Annotated in this window: 23 protein-coding genes and 5 tRNA genes; 24 read left to right on the top strand and 4 right to left on the bottom strand. The window is 40.5% G+C overall.

What is annotated here, in order from left to right; translation table 11 throughout:
• Nucleotides 1–49: 49 nt before the first annotated feature.
• The 4 genes from FGG15_RS19235 to FGG15_RS19220 form a co-directional block, all read right to left on the bottom strand.
• Nucleotides 50–334, bottom strand: a complete 285-nt coding sequence (locus FGG15_RS19235) for a GIY-YIG nuclease family protein (protein WP_138839404.1) — start codon at nucleotides 332–334, stop codon at nucleotides 50–52.
• A 291-nt stretch (nucleotides 335–625) separates the two neighbouring features.
• Complete coding sequence (locus FGG15_RS19230; RefSeq protein ID WP_138839402.1) at nucleotides 626–1,198, bottom strand: YceI family protein; 573 nt, start codon at nucleotides 1,196–1,198, stop codon at nucleotides 626–628.
• Nucleotides 1,199–1,224: 26 nt separating this feature from the next.
• Complete coding sequence (locus FGG15_RS19225; RefSeq protein WP_138839400.1) at nucleotides 1,225–1,857, bottom strand: NAD(P)H-dependent oxidoreductase; 633 nt, start codon at nucleotides 1,855–1,857, stop codon at nucleotides 1,225–1,227.
• A 1-nt stretch (nucleotide 1,858) separates the two neighbouring features.
• Entirely contained in the window at nucleotides 1,859–2,305 is a 447-nt protein-coding gene (locus tag FGG15_RS19220; protein ID WP_138839398.1) for a MarR family winged helix-turn-helix transcriptional regulator, read from the bottom strand.
• Between the two features lie 132 nt (nucleotides 2,306–2,437).
• Here FGG15_RS19220 and FGG15_RS19215 point away from each other — a divergent pair, with 132 nt between their 5' ends.
• The 24 genes from FGG15_RS19215 to rplJ all read left to right on the top strand — a co-directional run bounded on the left by FGG15_RS19215 (nucleotide 2,438) and on the right by rplJ (nucleotide 17,359).
• Nucleotides 2,438–2,992, top strand: coding sequence for a TlpA disulfide reductase family protein (locus FGG15_RS19215; RefSeq protein WP_138839397.1), 555 nt, complete (start codon nucleotides 2,438–2,440; stop codon nucleotides 2,990–2,992).
• A gap of 6 nt (nucleotides 2,993–2,998) precedes the next feature.
• Nucleotides 2,999–3,616, top strand: a complete 618-nt coding sequence (locus tag FGG15_RS19210) for a thioredoxin family protein (RefSeq protein WP_138839396.1) — start codon at nucleotides 2,999–3,001, stop codon at nucleotides 3,614–3,616.
• Between the two features lie 74 nt (nucleotides 3,617–3,690).
• On the top strand, nucleotides 3,691–4,002 hold the full coding sequence (locus tag FGG15_RS19205) for a rhodanese-like domain-containing protein (RefSeq protein ID WP_138839395.1): 312 nt from the start codon (nucleotides 3,691–3,693) through the stop codon (nucleotides 4,000–4,002).
• Between the two features lie 2 nt (nucleotides 4,003–4,004).
• The gene (locus FGG15_RS19200) at nucleotides 4,005–4,514 is read left to right on the top strand and encodes a DinB family protein (protein WP_161992012.1); all 510 of its coding nucleotides are present in this window, start codon (nucleotides 4,005–4,007) and stop codon (nucleotides 4,512–4,514) included.
• Between the two features lie 21 nt (nucleotides 4,515–4,535).
• Complete coding sequence (locus FGG15_RS19195) at nucleotides 4,536–5,816, top strand: DUF2851 family protein (RefSeq protein ID WP_138839393.1); 1,281 nt, start codon at nucleotides 4,536–4,538, stop codon at nucleotides 5,814–5,816.
• Between the two features lie 71 nt (nucleotides 5,817–5,887).
• The gene (locus FGG15_RS19190; protein WP_138839391.1) at nucleotides 5,888–6,115 is read left to right on the top strand and encodes a PspC domain-containing protein; all 228 of its coding nucleotides are present in this window, start codon (nucleotides 5,888–5,890) and stop codon (nucleotides 6,113–6,115) included.
• 1 nt (nucleotide 6,116) lies between these two features.
• Nucleotides 6,117–7,124, top strand: coding sequence for a potassium channel family protein (locus FGG15_RS19185; RefSeq protein WP_138839389.1), 1,008 nt, complete (start codon nucleotides 6,117–6,119; stop codon nucleotides 7,122–7,124).
• Nucleotides 7,125–7,209: 85 nt separating this feature from the next.
• The gene (locus FGG15_RS19180) at nucleotides 7,210–8,826 is read left to right on the top strand and encodes an alanine/glycine:cation symporter family protein (RefSeq protein WP_138839387.1); all 1,617 of its coding nucleotides are present in this window, start codon (nucleotides 7,210–7,212) and stop codon (nucleotides 8,824–8,826) included.
• 9 nt (nucleotides 8,827–8,835) lie between these two features.
• Nucleotides 8,836–9,696: a ComEA family DNA-binding protein gene (locus FGG15_RS19175; RefSeq protein WP_138839385.1), complete on the top strand. Its 861-nt coding sequence runs from the start codon at nucleotides 8,836–8,838 to the stop codon at nucleotides 9,694–9,696.
• Nucleotides 9,697–9,730: 34 nt separating this feature from the next.
• Nucleotides 9,731–10,870, top strand: coding sequence for an acyl-CoA dehydrogenase family protein (locus FGG15_RS19170; RefSeq protein ID WP_138839463.1), 1,140 nt, complete (start codon nucleotides 9,731–9,733; stop codon nucleotides 10,868–10,870).
• 68 nt (nucleotides 10,871–10,938) lie between these two features.
• Nucleotides 10,939–11,133, top strand: a complete 195-nt coding sequence (rpsU, locus tag FGG15_RS19165; RefSeq protein WP_073181465.1) for a 30S ribosomal protein S21 — start codon at nucleotides 10,939–10,941, stop codon at nucleotides 11,131–11,133.
• 92 nt (nucleotides 11,134–11,225) lie between these two features.
• Entirely contained in the window at nucleotides 11,226–12,116 is an 891-nt protein-coding gene (locus FGG15_RS19160; protein WP_138839383.1) for a tyrosine-type recombinase/integrase, read from the top strand.
• Nucleotides 12,117–12,173: 57 nt separating this feature from the next.
• Entirely contained in the window at nucleotides 12,174–12,476 is a 303-nt protein-coding gene (hpf, locus tag FGG15_RS19155; protein ID WP_138839381.1) for a ribosome hibernation-promoting factor, HPF/YfiA family, read from the top strand.
• Nucleotides 12,477–12,577: 101 nt separating this feature from the next.
• Nucleotides 12,578–12,651, top strand: a tRNA-Thr gene (locus FGG15_RS19150).
• A 22-nt stretch (nucleotides 12,652–12,673) separates the two neighbouring features.
• Nucleotides 12,674–12,756: transfer RNA gene (locus tag FGG15_RS19145), tRNA-Tyr, on the top strand.
• A gap of 192 nt (nucleotides 12,757–12,948) precedes the next feature.
• A tRNA-Gly gene (locus FGG15_RS19140) sits at nucleotides 12,949–13,021 on the top strand.
• 98 nt (nucleotides 13,022–13,119) lie between these two features.
• Nucleotides 13,120–13,191: transfer RNA gene (locus FGG15_RS19135), tRNA-Thr, on the top strand.
• A 164-nt stretch (nucleotides 13,192–13,355) separates the two neighbouring features.
• Entirely contained in the window at nucleotides 13,356–14,543 is a 1,188-nt protein-coding gene (gene tuf, locus FGG15_RS19130) for an elongation factor Tu (protein ID WP_138839379.1), read from the top strand.
• Between the two features lie 70 nt (nucleotides 14,544–14,613).
• A tRNA-Trp gene (locus FGG15_RS19125) sits at nucleotides 14,614–14,686 on the top strand.
• Nucleotides 14,687–14,771: 85 nt separating this feature from the next.
• A complete protein-coding gene (secE, locus tag FGG15_RS19120) occupies nucleotides 14,772–14,960 on the top strand; it encodes a preprotein translocase subunit SecE (RefSeq protein ID WP_138839377.1) in 189 nt (62 codons plus the stop codon).
• Nucleotides 14,961–14,966: 6 nt separating this feature from the next.
• Nucleotides 14,967–15,518: a transcription termination/antitermination protein NusG gene (gene nusG / locus FGG15_RS19115; RefSeq protein WP_138839375.1), complete on the top strand. Its 552-nt coding sequence runs from the start codon at nucleotides 14,967–14,969 to the stop codon at nucleotides 15,516–15,518.
• 148 nt (nucleotides 15,519–15,666) lie between these two features.
• Nucleotides 15,667–16,104 carry a 50S ribosomal protein L11 gene (gene rplK, locus FGG15_RS19110; RefSeq protein ID WP_138839373.1) on the top strand — a complete coding sequence of 146 codons (438 nt, stop codon included), beginning with the start codon at nucleotides 15,667–15,669 and terminating at the stop codon, nucleotides 16,102–16,104.
• Between the two features lie 20 nt (nucleotides 16,105–16,124).
• Nucleotides 16,125–16,817 (top strand): 50S ribosomal protein L1, encoded by a 693-nt coding sequence (gene rplA / locus FGG15_RS19105; protein ID WP_138839371.1) that lies wholly within the window; start codon nucleotides 16,125–16,127, stop codon nucleotides 16,815–16,817.
• A gap of 23 nt (nucleotides 16,818–16,840) precedes the next feature.
• Nucleotides 16,841–17,359, top strand: a complete 519-nt coding sequence (gene rplJ, locus FGG15_RS19100; protein ID WP_138839369.1) for a 50S ribosomal protein L10 — start codon at nucleotides 16,841–16,843, stop codon at nucleotides 17,357–17,359.
• The last annotated feature ends 14 nt before the right edge of the window (nucleotides 17,360–17,373 follow it).

Genomic DNA, 17,373 nt, shown 5'->3' with positions numbered 1-17,373 from the left:
AAATAATTTTCTTTCATTTCCGCGAAGGCGGAAATCATATCGTTGTTACTTATTCGAAAAACCATGTTAGATCTTCCCATTTTGGATTAAAATCATTTATCAAGTTTATTTTCCATTGTCGGTTCCATTTTTTTAGTTGTTTTTCCCGTTTAATGGCAGACATTGGAAATTTGAATTTTTCATAGTATACCAACTTGTCCAATGCATAACGTTTTGCAAATCTGCTTCCTGTTCCATTTTTATGCTGTTTCATTCTTTTTCCCAGATCATTGGTATAGCCTATATAAATAGTCCCATTCTTTTTGTTTGAAATGATGTAGACATAAAAACTCATTCTTGCCTTTGCTGAACTTTACATTTTGATTTCCGCCTCCGCGGAAACAAGAATTAAAAATTGCACAAAAAGAAAAAGGCCTGTCGTGATGACAAGCCTCTATATGATTACAATGGGGACTAGCTCACGACGTTTGACGTAAGTTGATCCACCACCAAGTATTTACTGTTCTTATATTCATTGCATCAAAGATAGAAAGGAAATTGTAACTTCCAAATAATGTTTTGTGAAAATAAAAATCCCGTCCAAGACCAACTCGAACGGGATTTCCAAACACTTAACTAGTATTGACTACATCTGCAAATCAACCACTAAATCAAATTCGTCATAGATCAACTTATCCTTTGCGGTCCCAATTAAACTTGACCCGTATTTTACGTCGTATTTGGTACGGTCAACTTTCAAACTGGCTGTGGCTTTAGTTCCATCAATGGACAAATCAAAACGGATGGATTTGGTAATCCCCTTAATGGTAAGATCTCCTGTTACGTCATATAAACCACCTTCATTTTGCTCCACATTAGTAAATACTAAGGCCGCTGTTGGATTTGAAGCCGTGGAAAAGAAATCATCAGATTTCAAATGCCCCTCCAATTTGCCTTTGTATTCGCCGGTCATATCAGTGTTGGTAATTGTGGTCATGTCCACTACAAATTCACCTCCTACCAATTGGTCTCCATCAAATTCCAATGCGCCGGACTTTAAACCAATGGTTCCTTCGTGGCCACCGCCTACTTTGTATGCTTTCCAAACGATTTTACTTTCGCTGGTTTTTATTTCCTTCTTTTCGCCATCTATAGGATTGGCAAAGGCCATTAATCCAAATACTGTGGTCAAGGCCAAACTTAAAATTGTCTTTTTCATGATTGTGTTTTAAAAATAATTAGGGTTTATAAATAGGTAAATAATTCTTCTTTTGACTTTCTTACTTTGGCGTAGTGCTGTGTTTCATCTTCCTCTGACCTATAGCCAATGGGCAGTACCACGGAGGCATTCAGGTCTATTTCGTCCAAACCAAGGATTTCGTTATAGGCCTTGGCTTCAAAACCTTCCATAGGACAGGTATCAATTTTTAGCTCTGCTGCCGCTTGCATTAAATTACCCAAGGCAATGTATACTTGCTTCATGGTCCAGCTGCTTTTGACATTTATGGGAAGATCCAACAATTTGGATTTCATAAAATCCCCATATCCCTTAAGGCTTTCTTCGGGGATGTTTCTTGTTGAGCTTACGTTTTGAACATAGCTGTCCAGCAATTCTTCCCCAAAATCGGTTACGTTGGCAAAAACGATCAAGTGTGACGCATCGGTAATCTGTGATTGCCCCCAGGAAACGGGCTTTAATTTTTCTCTGATTTCCTTATCGGTAATTACAAACACATGATACGGCTGTAGGCCGTAAGAAGAAGCACTCAATCGGGTTGCTTCCAGCAGAAGCTCCAAATCTTGGTCGGAAACCTTCTTGTCAGGGTCAAATTTTTTGGTGGCATATCGCCAGGTTCTGTTTTCCAGTATATTACTCATATTAAAATTTATCTAGAAGTGTATTAAAATTATCAAGGTCTTTGGATGTGAAATTTTTTAAAACTTCAATTTCGGTTTGCTCCATTACCTTATCTATTTTCTTTAAAGCGTTTTTTCCCTCCTCCGTAATCATGATTTCCACCTTGCGTCTGTTCCCGGGGCAAGTCCAGCGCTCCACATAACCTTTGAGAATGAGTTTGTCCACCAAACGGGTTGTGTTGCTCATTTTAGTGACCATACGTTCGTTGATCGTGGAAAGGTTGGCTGGCTTTCCCTTTTGACCGCGCAGGATACGAAGTACATTAAATTGTTGTTCAGAAACATCAAAGGGTTTTAAAGCAATCGCGAATTGCTCCCTAACCTTGTTGGCTACCAAGGCAAAGTGAATCATGGTCCGTGCCTTGATCGGTATTTTTATTTCTGTCTTTATAATTTCTTCAACATTCATGTTTCTACAACAATTGTATAGACAAATGTATGTGCTTTTCTGATTTTGGCGTTATTTTTAACAGATAATTTTTTGTTAAAAAATGAATGAAGGGTTGGGCTTTGCCTAATTTTAACACGTAAACATCAGTAAATGAAATACTTATTGAGTTCGAGTATCTTTTTGGTTCTTTTAATCTCTGGATGTGGCAACAAAACAAAAACAGATACATCCATGTCCTCCAAGGAGGGAGACAAGGTAGAAGTCCAAGCTCAAATTGATGAGAAGGTGAAGTTTCCGGTGTATGATTTTGCCGGATTGGAACCATTGCTATATAAAGATGATGGGAAAACCTACGTAGTCAACTTTTGGGCTACTTGGTGCAAACCTTGTTTAGAGGAGATGCCCTACTTTGAAAAGGTCAATGCGGAACGGAAAGCGGATGGGGTAGAGGTTATCTTGGTAAGCCTGGATATGCCCTCCATGTGGAAGTCTAGGTTGGAGCCTTATGTGGAGAAGAAAGGATTAATATCCGAAGTAGTGATTTTGGACGATCCTGATCAGAACAGCTGGATTCCAAAAATTAACCAGGATTGGGATGGGGCCATCCCCGCAACCATTATCTATAATGGGGACAAACGGAAGTTTTACGGTCATGGTTTTACATATGAAGAGTTAACAGAAGCCGTAAACGGCTTTACCAAATAATAGGTCATGAAAACAGTACGGAATTTTGGTTTTTTGACGCTTATCGTGTTACTGGGTGCATTTGGTGCACATGGGGATTCTGAAGAAGCAGGCTATGACATTGGGGATATGGCAACCGATTTTTCCTTGAAAAATGTGGATGGTTCCATGGTTTCCCTTTCTGATTTTGATACAGCCAAGGGCTTTTTGGTCATTTTCACCTGCAACACCTGCCCTTATGCTGTCAAATATGAGGACAGGATTATCGCTTTGGACAAAAAGTACAAACCTTTGGGCGTTCCGGTAATTGCTATTAACCCCAATAACCCAGACCTGAGTCCGGATGATAGCTTAGCTAAAATGAAGGTGAGGGCTACCAACAAAGGTTTTACCTTTCCATACCTTTTGGACGAGGGGCAGCAGGTGTTTCCACAATATGGGGCAACAAGAACACCTCATGTTTATTTGTTGGATAAAACAACAAACGGCAATGCGGTGCGATATATCGGAGCTATTGACGATAACTATCAGGATGCCTCCAAGGTAAAAGAGAAATTTGTGGAAAGCGCGGTGGACGCCATGCTGGCCGGAAAAGAGATTGAGGTGACCAAGACAAGGGCCTTGGGATGTCGTATAAAAGTTTAATCAAAAGAATAAAGCGATTTAGATCCGGGGTTATGCTCCGGATTTTTATTTTTGCAGAGCTTAAACTTTTAAAGATGTCAGATTTATCACTAGAAGAATGGGAAGAGCAATTGGAAAATGATTCCAATGCCTTTGTTTTGGACGTACGAACTCCGGAAGAAGTGGAGGAAGGATACATTCCAAATGCTACCAATATAGATATTTACCTAGGACAGGAATTTTTGGATGAAATTGAAAAATTAGATAAATCCAAAAATTACTATGTGTACTGCCGATCTGGTAACCGTAGTGCCCAAGCCTGCGCTATTATGAATAGCGTTGGTATTGAAAACACCTACAACCTAGAGGGAGGTTTTATGAATTGGGAAGGCGAGGTAGCAGAGTAACTGTGAATTCCCAGGAAATCATATCGGCATTGGAAAACAATGCGGGAGTTTTCAGGGAAACCTTGTCTGGCTTGCCCTCTCAAATGTTACTGTGGAAGGCGAAGCCTTCGGACTGGCCAATTTTAGGTATCATTTGTCATTTGGTGGACGAGGAAAGGGAAGATTTCAGAGCTCGGGTTAAACATGCTTTGGAAACCCCTACAAAACCTTTGGTTCCTATAGACCCAGAGGGTTGGTTTACCCAGCGTAACTATCTTAATCAGGATTTTCAAGAGATGTTACTGCACTTTCTGAATGAAAGGGCCATGTCTATCAAATGGTTAAGGGGCTTGGAGAATGTCAATTGGGAAAGTTCCTTGGATCATCCTGATTTGGGCAAAATATCGGCCCATTCCTTTCTGTTGAATTGGTTGGCACATGATTATCACCATATTCGCCAAATCAACAATCTAAAACATGCATATCTAAGGCAGACTTCAGGAGATTCCCTGACCTATGCTGGAAAGTGGTAAACATTTTCCTATTTTAGTGGCATGAAGGAAGACCTACTCCATTTTATATGGAGGTGCGACAAGCTTCAAGGACGACCCCTCACCACAACAACCTCCCAAGACATTATTATTAAAAACCCGGGTACATTAAATCTGTATTCCGGCCCGGATTTTTTTAATGCTTCGGTTGAGGTTGGCGGTCAGTTATGGGCTGGCAATGTGGAAATTCATCTCAAATCTTCAGATTGGTATGCGCACCACCATGAAACAGACAGAAACTATGACAATGTGATCCTCCATGTAGTTTGGGAGGACGATATTTCCATTTTTAGAAAGGATGGAACAAGCATTCCCACTCTTGAACTGAAAAACTACATTGCCCCTACACTCCTGGAGAAATATCAAGAGTTGTTTCAGCATTACAATCCAGCATTTATTAATTGCGAACGTGAATTTGGCAAATTTGACGCCTTTATGGTGGAAAACTACCTGAATAGATTATACATGGAACGTTTGGAGCAAAAATCAAAACTGATTTTGGATTTGCTTAAGCAATCCAACAATAATTGGGAAAACGTACTTTTTGTGCTGTTGACCAAGAATTTTGGTAGTAAGATCAATGGGGATTTCTTTTTTCAATGCGCTATGCAACTTGACTTTTCGATCATAAGAAAGGAAAGCAGGGATGTTGGAGCATTGGAAATTTTATTTTTTGGTCATTTTGGCTTGTTGGAAGAGCAAGACTGCTCGGATGCGTATTTTTTACAGATCAAAAGTGAATATCGGTATTTACAAAGAAAGTATCAGCTTGTTCCTGTATTTGGCAAGCCGGATTTTTTTGGCCTGCGCCCTGCCAATTTTCCTACGATTAGATTGTCCCAATTGGCCAACTTGTACGCCAAGCACCAAAATTTGTTTTCGACCTTGATGGAAAAAGAAAACGTAAGAGCGTTATATGATGTCCTTCAGATTACATCCAGTACTTATTGGAACAATCACTTTACCTTTGGTAAGCGCTCGGGAAATCGAGTTAAGAAATTATCAGAAACCTTTATGGATTTGCTAATCCTTAATACCTTGGTGCCCCTTAAATTCTGTTATGCAAAACATCTGGGACAAGATTGGAGTGATGGTTTGATTGCTTTGGTATCCAACATTTCGGGAGAAGTAAATTCCATCATAAAGAACTTTGCGTCTTTGGGGTCCAAGAGCCAAAATGCTTTGGAAAGCCAAGCAAAAATTCAGTTGTACACGAAGTACTGTTCTAAAAATAAGTGTTTGCAATGCAGTCTAGGTTCCAATTTATTGAATAGAAATACATAATTTTAGCGAGCTTAGGTTCACCTATGCTTTGCATATGGCACAAAAGATATTTTTGCAAAGACACTAAAATCATGGGCTTGTTTTATAACACACTTTACTTTTTCCAAAAAAGGGGATTTGAGGTTTGCCGCCGTATAGCCGAGCGATTGGGTATCCGGGCAAGGGTGGTTCGTACCACCTTTATTTATTTAACCTTTGTAACCTTGGGTTTTGGTTTTGCCCTATATCTTTTTATTGCATTTTGGTTAAAGATCAAGGATTTGGTCTACACCAAACGAACCTCAGTTTTTGACCTTTAATATGATAAGATTACTACGTTCCAAAATAGTCTGGGCCATTAGTTTAATGGTGCTTGTTTTGCTTTTTGGGGTGGTGGGCTACAAATTCTTTTCAGATTATACCTGGATAGAGGCCGTCTATATGACCATAATTACGGTGACCACGGTTGGCTTCTCAGAGGTGAGGCCTTTGGACGCCGAGGCAAAGATTTTTACTGTATTTTTAATCGTAACCAGTGTTTTTATTTTTGGTTTTGCCTTATCGGTGATAACCGAATACCTGTTGGGAAGAAATTCACTTCAAATTTTAAAACGAAAAAAAGTGAAAAAAAGAATTGATGGGCTATCCAACCATGTGGTGGTATGTGGATTTGGAAGAAATGGTATGCAAGCCGCAGAGCGATTGGAAGCGTACAAAAAACCTTTTGTGGTTATAGAACGAGATAAGGAAGTCATTGAACGCTATGAAGATGAGGTGCTTTTTGTTGAAGGCGATGCCAATGAAGACGAAGTCTTATTGGAGGCAGGTATAAAACGGGCGCAATACTTGATCACTGCCTTACCCGATGATGCTGAAAACCTGTTTATAGTACTAACGGCCAGACAGCTTAACAATAAACTGTTTATCATAAGCAGGGCTTCGCAAGTAACGTCCCAGACCAAATTGCAATTTGCGGGGGCGGATAAAGTTATTATGCCAGATAAAATTGGTGGTGACCATATGGCCTCCCTGGTAGTCATGCCCGATCTGATCACTTTTATGGACAAGCTTTCCATGGAAGGAGAGCATACCACTAATTTGGAAGAAGTGGAAATTGAGGATTTTACGGATCAAGTAGACTGCAATTCCCTTCGCGATTTAGATTTAAGAAGAAGAACGGGATGTACCATTATTGGGTACATTGAACCTGATGGTAATTACATCATAAATCCGGAGGCAGATCTTCAATTACAACCCAAGGGAAAGGTCATTGTTTTGGGGAGACCAGAGCAGATTAGGAAACTCAACCAAATGTTTCAGATAGGTTAGTTTTATAACTTTTAAATTTGATTCCGTTGAATTTTTTTAGGATATTGCCCACTTTACATCAAATTAACATACCAAACTTCATATCATGAAATACAGAATTCCTCTGTTTCTATTACTATTTCTACCGTTTTTATCAACTGCTCAAGAAAAAGGCCTGGACGAAAGGGTCAACGATGCATTTATGCCCTTTGCCACCTGGTGGGAAGGATTCGTGCTCACGTCCATTCCAATAGGTGAATATAACATGCCCTTGGTATTGATTTTATTGATTTTTGGTGCAACATTTTTCACTATTGTTTTCAAGTTTCCGAACATTACCAAATTTGGTTTGGCCATAAATACGGTTCGAGGAAAATATGACGAGTTGGACCATCACAGCGCAGAAAAAACAGAATTGAATGTTGTTGACGGTGATGTTCATGGAACTATTAAAGATGAAAGCAAGGAAGGAGAAGTAAGTCACTTCCAAGCCTTGGCCACGGCAGTTTCTGGAACTGTTGGTCTCGGAAACATTGCGGGGGTAGCAGTAGCCATTGCCATTGGTGGGCCAGGAGCAACCTTTTGGATGATTGTCTGCGGACTTATTGGTATGTCCACCAAGTTTGTAGAATGTACCTTGGGTGTAAAATATAGGGATGTAGGAGCGGATGGAACCGTATATGGAGGTCCCATGTATTACTTGTCCAAAGGACTTAAGGAAAGAGGATTCACAGGCCTTGGAAAAGTACTGGCGGTCATATTTGCCATTTTGTGCGTTGGAGCGTCCTTTGGAGGAGGGAATGCATTTCAGTCCAACCAGGCAGCAGTCCAATTATCAACCATGCTAAATCTCCAAGGAGGTGCCACTGGATTTGTTATTGGAATAATCCTGGCCGTTTTGGTAGGGATTGTTATTATTGGCGGAATAAAGAAAATTGCCAGTGTAACAGAGAAGATAGTTCCTTTTATGGCAGGGGTGTACGTATTGGCATCCTTGGTGATCATTTTTGCCAACATTGAATATATAGGAGATGCATTTGGGATGATCTTTGCAGGAGCATTCACTCCTGCCGCCGGATTGGGAGGAATAGTTGGTGTGATCATTGTTGGATTCCAAAGAGCGGCATTCTCAAATGAGGCGGGAGCTGGTTCTGCAGCAATTGCCCACTCCGCGGTTAAAACCAAATACCCTGCAAGTGAGGGTGTGGTTGCCTTGTTGGAACCTTTTATTGATACAGTAGTGATTTGTACCATGACTGCCTTGGTGATCATCTTCTTTAATATGGATGCAGGAGCATTTGATTATGGAAATGCTGTGAACAGTACTGTTTTGATCACGGAGACCGGGGAATACGTAGGCGGTGTTGATTTGACTTCCATGGCGTATGATTCCGTTATTCCCGGATTTAGATATGTGTTGACTATCGCCATTATACTTTTTGCGTTCTCTACCATGATTTCTTGGTCGTACTACGGACTGCAATCTTGGAAATATCTTTTTGGAAGAGGGAAAAAAGCGGATACAGCTTATAAAGTGCTTTTCTTGATCTTTGTTATTGTTGGTGCAGCCGCCACGCTTGATGCGGTTATCAAATTTTCCGATGCTATGATCCTTGCTCTGGTATTCCCCAACATGATCGGGCTGTTGTTCTTGTTCCCAAGGGTACGGGAAGAAATGGATAAATATGTGTCGGACATCAAGAATTTTGTCAAGAGCAAGTAATCCATTACTTTGAAAAAACTTAGGTCCCACTTCAGATTCAATAAACAGGAACGGAGTGGGATTTTCTTTTTGTTGTTGCTTATTATTGCCTTGCAAGGCGTATACTTTTTTATCAGCTCATCTTCTAATAGTGAACCTTCCAAGCTGTTGGTTGATAACTTGGAGCAATCTTGGGTTGACAGTTTGCAGCATAGTCAACAGCAAAAGCCCTCCTTTAAACTGTATCCGTTCAATCCAAACTTTATCACGGAATATAAAGGGTATACCTTGGGGATTGCCCCAGAGGAACTGGATAGATTGTATGCCTTCAGAAAACAGGGGAAATATGTAAACTCTGCTGAGGAGTTTCAACGAGTTACCCTGGTTTCGGATTCCCTGCTTCCCCGGATATCACCTTATTTCAAATTTCCTGATTGGAATATAAGAGGCAAATCAACCTTTAAAGAAAAGAGCAAAGAACCCAAAAGGGTTGAAATTCTGGATTTAAACAAAGCTACTTCCCAAGAGCTTAAGACCATTAAGGGGATTGGGGAAAAACTATCGTCCCGTATTGTCAAATTCAGAGATCGATTGGGTGGGTTTTTGGTTGACGAGCAGCTCAATGATGTTTACGGCTTGGAACCAGAGATTGTTTCGCGCACCCTAAAGAAATTTAAAGTGTTGACATTTCCTGATATCCATAAAGTCAATATTAATACCGCAACAGTTGGGGAATTATCCCGTTTAATTTATATCAATCAGGATCTAGCCCAAGAAATTGTGCAATTCAGGTTGGCAAATGGTTCCTTTCAATCACTGGATGATCTAACCGAGGTGGAGTCCTTTCCTAAAGAAAGGATTGATAGAATTAAATTATATTTGACCCTATAAAAAATAGCGAATGGTAACGGATACTTTGTCCACGATGAACTTTGATTATTCAGAGACCCAGAAGATGGTAGCTGAGGCTGCACGCGAATTTGCGCAGCAGTACATTCAACCTTATGTGATGGAATGGGATGAAAAACAAACGTTTCCCATAGAGGTGTTTAAAAAGGCAGGAGAGCTGGGCTTTATGGGCGTACTTGTGCCGGAAGAACTTGGAGGTTCCGGGTTGGGGTATCATGAGTATGTTGCCATTTTGGAAGAGATTTCAAAAGTGGATCCCGCTATTGGACTTTCGGTAGCCGCGCATAATTCATTATGCACCAATCATATTCTTTCCTTTGGAAATGATGAACAAAAACAACGCTGGATTCCCAAATTGGCCACTGCTGAGTGGTTAGGCGCCTGGGGTTTGACAGAGCACAACACCGGTTCTGATGCAGGTGGAATGAATACTACTGCAGTGAAGGACGGGGATTTTTGGATTTTAAATGGAGCTAAAAACTTTATAACCCATGGAATAAGTGGTGATATCGCCGTTGTTATTGCCCGTACCGGTGAAAAAGGAGATAGCCGAGGGATGACAGCTTTTGCTGTTGAAAAAGGCACTCCCGGGTTTAGTAGTGGTAAGAAAGAAGATAAGTTGGGAATGCGAGCCAGTGAAACGGCAGAACTTATTTTTTCTGATTGTAGGATTCCTGATGAAAACCGTTTAGGGGAGATAGGCGAAGGATTCATTCAATCCATGAAAGTATTGGACGGCGGAAGAATTTCTATTGGCGCACTATCTCTAGGCGTGGCCAAAGGTGCCTACGAAGCCGCCTTGAAATATTCCAAAGAACGCGTACAATTTGGAAAACCCATTAGCGAATTCCAAGGCATCTCTTTTAAATTGGCCGATATGGCTACCGAGATCGAAGCCTCTGAGTTACTGTTGCATAAGGCAGCATTTCTAAAAAACGAAGGTAAACCTGTGACCAAATTAGGAGCCATGTGCAAAATGTATGCCTCTGAGGTTTGCGTGAAAGCAGCCAACGAAGCAGTTCAGATTCATGGAGGATATGGGTATACCAAAGATTTTCCTGTGGAGAAATTCTACAGGGATGCAAAACTTTGTACCATTGGTGAAGGAACTACCGAAATCCAGAAAGTGGTTATTTCAAGAAATATCCTAAAGTAATTTGTTCAATTCTATTTATTAGCAGTATATTTGCACTCCAAAATCTAAAAGAGAGGAGGTTGTAGCCCATGTTAATTATACCAGTAAAAGAAGGAGAAAACATCGATAGAGCTTTAAAGCGTTTCAAGCGTAAGTTTGATAAGACAGGTACCATGCGTCAATTGCGTAAAAGACAGCAATTTACAAAGCCTTCTGTAAAACGTAGAGCCGAAATTCAAAAAGCTCAATATATACAAGGACTAAGAGATCAAGAGGAAATCTAGAATCTCATTCCGAAACAGTTAAGAATCCCGTTACAATGCTTTGTAACGGGATTTTTGTTTTTAAATGTGATTGCTTTGGGTAACTTTGGTTTATGGAGCTGTCTGCTTTTATATCATATTTAAGGCTTGAGAAAAATTACTCAGAGCATACCATTACTGCCTATCAAAAGGACATTTTGGAGTTTACGGGGTTTTGCACGACTACCTATGAATTGGACTCCATTGATGATGTAGAGTATACTATGATCAGAAGTTGGATTGTGGACCTAGTGGGCAATGGAATTTCCAATCGCACCGTAAATAGAAAGATTTCATCTTTAAGGGCCTACTACAGATTTCTACAAAAGATTGAACGGCTTAATGTCTCTCCCTTGGTTAAACATAGGGCGCTCAAGACCAACAAAAAGGTGGAGGTGCCGTTTTCCGAGCAGGAAATGGAGAAGATATTGTTGGAAATTCCTTTTGAAGATGATTTTGAAGGAGTAAGGGACAAACTGATCATTGAATTGCTGTATGCCACGGGTGTCCGAAGGGCAGAGCTGGTCAATCTAAAGTGTGCAGATTTTAATCCAACCAGCCAAACCCTTAAAGTACTGGGTAAAAGAAATAAAGAAAGATTGTTGCCACTTTTACCAGCCACTGTGCAGATGCTTCGCGACTATTTGGCAATGCGTAGCCAGCTTAATTCCATTACAGATACTACCAACCTCTTTTTGACAAAGGCGGGTCTTAAAATTTATGAAACACTTGTTTATCGTACCATAAATAAGTATTTTAGTTTGGTATCCCCTAAGGTGAAAAAGAGCCCCCATATACTTAGGCACACCTTTGCAACCCACTTGCTAAATAGGGGTGCGGATTTAAATTCCGTTAAGGAATTATTGGGGCATTCCAGTTTGGCGTCTACGCAAGTGTACACACACAATAGTATCGCCGAGCTCAAAAAAGTTCACTTGAACGCCCATCCCAGAAACAAGAAATAGTGGATTTCTTGAAATGTTTAACCAAGTTGCCCCGGGCAACACTAAAAACTAAATCTTATGAAAGTAAATGCACAATCGGTAAATTTTGACGCGGATGCCAAGCTGTTGGATTTCATTCAAAAACGAATGGATAAGCTGGATGTTTTTTATGATAAGGTAATAGGTTCCGATGTGTATTTAAAAGTGGAAAATACAAGCGCAAAGGAAAATAAGATAGTGGAGATCAAGTTGTTGGTGCCCCGGGATAAAATTATTGTGAAAAAGCAGTGCAAATCTTTTGAGGAAGCTGTCGATTCTGCCTGTAGTTCCTTGGAACGACAATTGGTAAAAAAGAAAGAAAAAATGAGGGCAAAAGCTTGATGAAAATTTTTGTAAATTTATTTTGATTAAAAAAATAAATATATACATTTGCAGTCCGTTAGAAATAGCGGACTTTTTTTATGTAAAAAAGGCTCTAAAAAGCCGATGTAGCTCAGCTGGCTAGAGCAGCTGATTTGTAATCAGCAGGTCGTGGGTTCGAGTCCCTCCATCGGCTCGTAACATATTGAAAATAAGGCGGGGAGATACTCAAGCGGCCAACGAGGACAGACTGTAAATCTGTTGGTTTTCACCTTCGCAGGTTCGAATCCTGCTCTCCCCACTACAAACTTGAGGGGGCATTTGTCAAAAGTTTACTTTTGTAAGAATGTAAATGAAAGTTTGAAGTTCAGGGTCACCTGAAAGGGATGCACGAACAAAGTGAGTGAATCCAATAAGTTCAATTCCGATGTGATCTATTGGAATTAGGTTTTGAAATATTGAACACCATTGGATTTTAAATCCAAAAAAGAATGCGGGAGTAGCTCAGTTGGTAGAGCGTCAGCCTTCCAAGCTGAATGTCGCCGGTTCGAACCCGGTCTCCCGCTCTAAAGTCATTCCTGCACTTAAACTGAGCCTAGTCGAAGTGAAAGCAGGAATCTCTTCCTTTAAAGAGGTTTTAAAGGTAGTTGATTCAACACTTTACGCCGGTGTAGCTCAGGGGTAGAGCGTTTCCTTGGTAAGGAAGAGGTCACGGGTTCAAATCCCGTCATTGGCTCAAAAAATTGAAATGCTATTGGTGAGGCCAAATTGTTTTGGTTCCACCCAGGGAAGTGACCTAAAGGTCGCGCCTGTCCCGAACTTGTTTCGGGGGGTTCAAATCCCGTCATTGGCTCAAAACGATTTGTACACTAATATAAACTAAGATTAAAATTATTTAAAATGGCAAAGGAAACTTTTGATCGTTCCAAACCGCACTTAAATATTGGTACTATTGGCCACGTGGATCACGGAAAAACTACGTTGACCGCTGCTATTACTACCGTATTGGCTAATGCGGGCTTGTCAGAGCTTAGAAGCTTTGATTCTATTGATAATGCTCCTGAAGAAAAAGAAAGGGGTATTACCATCAACACGTCTCACGTAGAGTATCAAACAGAAAACCGTCACTACGCACACGTTGACTGTCCAGGTCACGCGGATTACGTAAAGAACATGGTTACTGGTGCTGCTCAAATGGACGGTGCCATCTTGGTTGTAGCTGCAACTGATGGACCTATGCCACAAACTCGTGAGCACATCCTTCTAGGACGTCAGGTTGGTATTCCAAGAATCGTTGTTTTCTTGAACAAAGTTGACATGGTTGATGATGAAGAGCTTTTGGAACTTGTTGAAATGGAAGTAAGAGAATTGCTTTCTTTCTACGAATATGATGGTGACAACGGACCTGTTATCTCTGGTTCTGCCCTTGGTGCACTTAACGGTGAGCAAAAATGGGTAGATACTGTTATGGAGTTGATGGCTGCTGTTGATGAGTGGATCGAGCTTCCTAAAAGGGATGTTGATAAAGATTTCTTGATGCCTGTTGAAGATGTATTCACCATTACTGGTCGTGGTACTGTTGCTACAGGACGTATCGAAACTGGTGTTGCCAATACAGGTGATGCTGTTGATATCATTGGTATGGGTGCTGAGAAATTAGCTTCTACAATTACTGGTGTTGAGATGTTCCGTAAGATTTTGGATAGAGGTGAAGCTGGTGATAACGTAGGTATCCTTTTGAGAGGTATTGAAAAATCCGATATCAAAAGAGGTATGGTAATCTGTAAGCCAGGTTCCGTTAAGCCACACGCTAAATTCAAAGCTGAGGTTTATATCCTTAAAAAAGAAGAAGGTGGTCGTCACACGCCATTCCACAACAACTACCGTCCGCAGTTCTACGTAAGAACTACTGACGTAACAGGAAACATTGGTCTTCCTGATGGAGTTGAAATGGTTATGCCTGGTGATAACTTGACAATCAATGTTGATTTGATTCAGCCAATCGCATTGAGCGTAGGTCTACGTTTTGCTATCCGTGAAGGTGGTAGAACTGTTGGAGCCGGTCAGGTTACTGAGATCCTAGATTAAATCATTTTACAATAAATATTGCACTAAAGGGTGTCCCGATAAATCGGGATACCTTTCAGTGTAAATATAAACGGGTGTAGCTCAGTTGGTAGAGCACTGGTCTCCAAAACCAGGTGTCGGGAGTTCGAGTCTCTCCTCCCGTGCAGAGAGAATAGACAAAACATGTGAAACAAAGGTTTTCTGATTTGGTAGGGAAAATCGGAGCATGTTAGAAAATACAAATACACTATGTTCACTTACATTAAGGAATCTTTTGAAGAATTAAAGAGTAACGTTACGTGGTTAGACAGGGAAAAAGCATCCAATCTAATGGTAATTGTGGCTGTTTTTTCAATCTTGTTTGCATTGGCCACCTGGGGAGTGGATTCCCTGTTCAGTAAGTTGATCCGTTTGTATTTTGATAACATAATAGGATAGTTGGGTATGTCTGAGGTTCTGGAGAAAAAATGGTATGTGGTAAGGGCTGTTAGCGGTCAAGAGAACAAAATCAAAGGCTACATTGAAAGTGAAGTGGAGCGTAATGGTTTTGGTGATTACTTGGAAGAAGTTCTTGTGCCTACCGAAAAGGTTGTACAGATCCGTAACGGGAAAAAAATCAACAAAGAAAGGGTTTACTTTCCTGGATATATCATGATCAAGGCCAATTTGGGTGGGGAAATGGTTCACATCATTCGCTCCATTACCAACGTAATTGGCTTTTTGGGAGAAACCAAAGGCGGAGATCCGGTTCCACTAAGAAAGGCAGAGGTAAACCGAATGCTCGGAAAAGTGGATGAGTTGGCTGTTAATACAGACAATGTGGCCATACCTTTCGTTTTGGGTGAAACTATCAAAGTAATTGATGGTCCTTTCAATGGTTTCAATGGAACTGTTGAAAAAATCAATGAAGAGAAACGTAAGCTTGAGGTGATGGTGAAAATTTTCGGAAGAAAAACACCATTGGAGTTGAGCTATATGCAAGTAGAAAAAGTATAGATTCAAGATAAATGGAACCAAGATACAGGACAGTGAGCAGTCTTGAATCTCGCTTCTAAAAGTTTTGACTCTCAAAAATAAATAGAGCTGTTACATATATAAAGTTGTGTTGCTTCCAATTAACACGCTTTCATTTTAATTAAAAACAATGGCAAAAGAAGTAGATAAGGTAGTTAAATTACAAGTTAGGGGAGGTGCTGCGAATCCATCGCCACCGGTTGGACCCGCCTTAGGTGCTGCTGGTGTTAACATCATGGAGTTCTGTAAGCAGTTTAATGCACGTACACAGGACAAACCAGGTAAAGTTTTACCTGTTGTTATCACCGTTTACAAAGACAAATCTTTCGAGTTTGTTGTAAAAACACCACCCGCGGCAGTTCAATTGTTGGAAGCAGCTAAGATTAAAAAAGGATCTGGCGAACCTAACAGGGTTAAATCAGGTAGTGTATCCTGGGATCAAGTAAAGACAATCGCTGAAGACAAAATGGTCGATTTGAATGCCTTTACCGTAGAGTCTGCAATGAGTATGGTTGCAGGTACTGCAAGATCTATGGGCCTAAAAGTATCTGGAAAAAGACCTTTTTAAAATCTTAAAGCAATTTAATAATGGCAAGATTGACTAAAAAGCAGAAAGAGGCCCATGCCAAAATAGACAAGAACAAGCTCTATTCTTTGGAAGAGGCATCAGCTTTAGTAAAAGAAATAACCAATGTAAAGTTTGACGCTTCCATTGACCTTGCAGTTCGTTTGGGTGTAGATCCAAGAAAGGCAAATCAAATGGTACGTGGCGTTGTTACTCTTCCACATGGAACCGGTAAGGACGTAAAGGTTTTAGCATTGGTGACCCCAGATAAAGAAGCAGAAGCGAAAGAGGCTGGTGCTGACTTTGTCGGGTTGGATGAATATTTGGATAAAATAAAAGGCGGTTGGACAGATGTTGATGTGATCATCACCATGCCAAGCGTTATGGGTAAACTAGGTCCTTTAGGTAGAGTTTTGGGACCAAGAGGTTTAATGCCCAATCCAAAGACAGGTACTGTAACTATGGATGTAGCAAAAGCTGTTTCTGATGTGAAGGCCGGTAAAATTGATTTTAAAGTAGACAAAACTGGAATTGTACACGCAGCGATTGGAAAAGCTTCCTTTTCCGCTGATAAAATTGCAGGTAACGCCAAGGAATTGATAGATACTTTGGTAAAAATGAAACCTGCTGCTGCAAAAGGTGTTTATATGAAGAGCATCTACTTGTCCAGTACTATGAGTCCTAGTGTTCAATTAGATCCAAAAGCAGTTTCGTAACTGGTAGTTCAATATTTATAACGATGACAAGAGAAGAAAAAGCAACCGTAATCGAAGATTTGACTGCACAGTTAGCTGAGAATGCCAATATTTATTTGGCGGATATCTCAGGTTTGGATGCCACAACAACTTCTAATTTAAGAAGAGCTTGTTTTAAGGCAAACATTAAACTTGCGGTCGTAAAGAACACCTTGCTTGCAAAAGCAATGGAAGCTTCTGATAAGGAGTTTGGAGAACTTCCCGATGTATTGAAAGGAAATACCTCCATGATGTTTTCCGAAACCGGAAATGCACCTGCGAAACTTATCAAGAACTTTAGAAAAAAATCAGATAGACCTGTATTGAAAGGTGCTTTCATTGAGGAAGCCGTTTATATAGGGGATGAAAACCTTGATGCACTTGTAAATATCAAGTCCAAAGAGGAAGTTATTGGGGATATTATCGGATTGTTGCAATCACCAGCCAAGAATGTTATTTCTGGGCTTAAATCTGGTGGTGGAAAACTGGCCGGTATCCTTAAGACCTTATCTGAGAAAGAATAATTCGCGCACAATTA

This window comes from Flagellimonas algicola, from assembly GCF_005937185.1.
Lineage (GTDB): Bacteria > Bacteroidota > Bacteroidia > Flavobacteriales > Flavobacteriaceae > Flagellimonas > Flagellimonas algicola.
The sequence above is the reverse complement of the archived record's forward strand: the minus strand, read 5'-3'. Positions and strand labels throughout refer to the sequence as shown.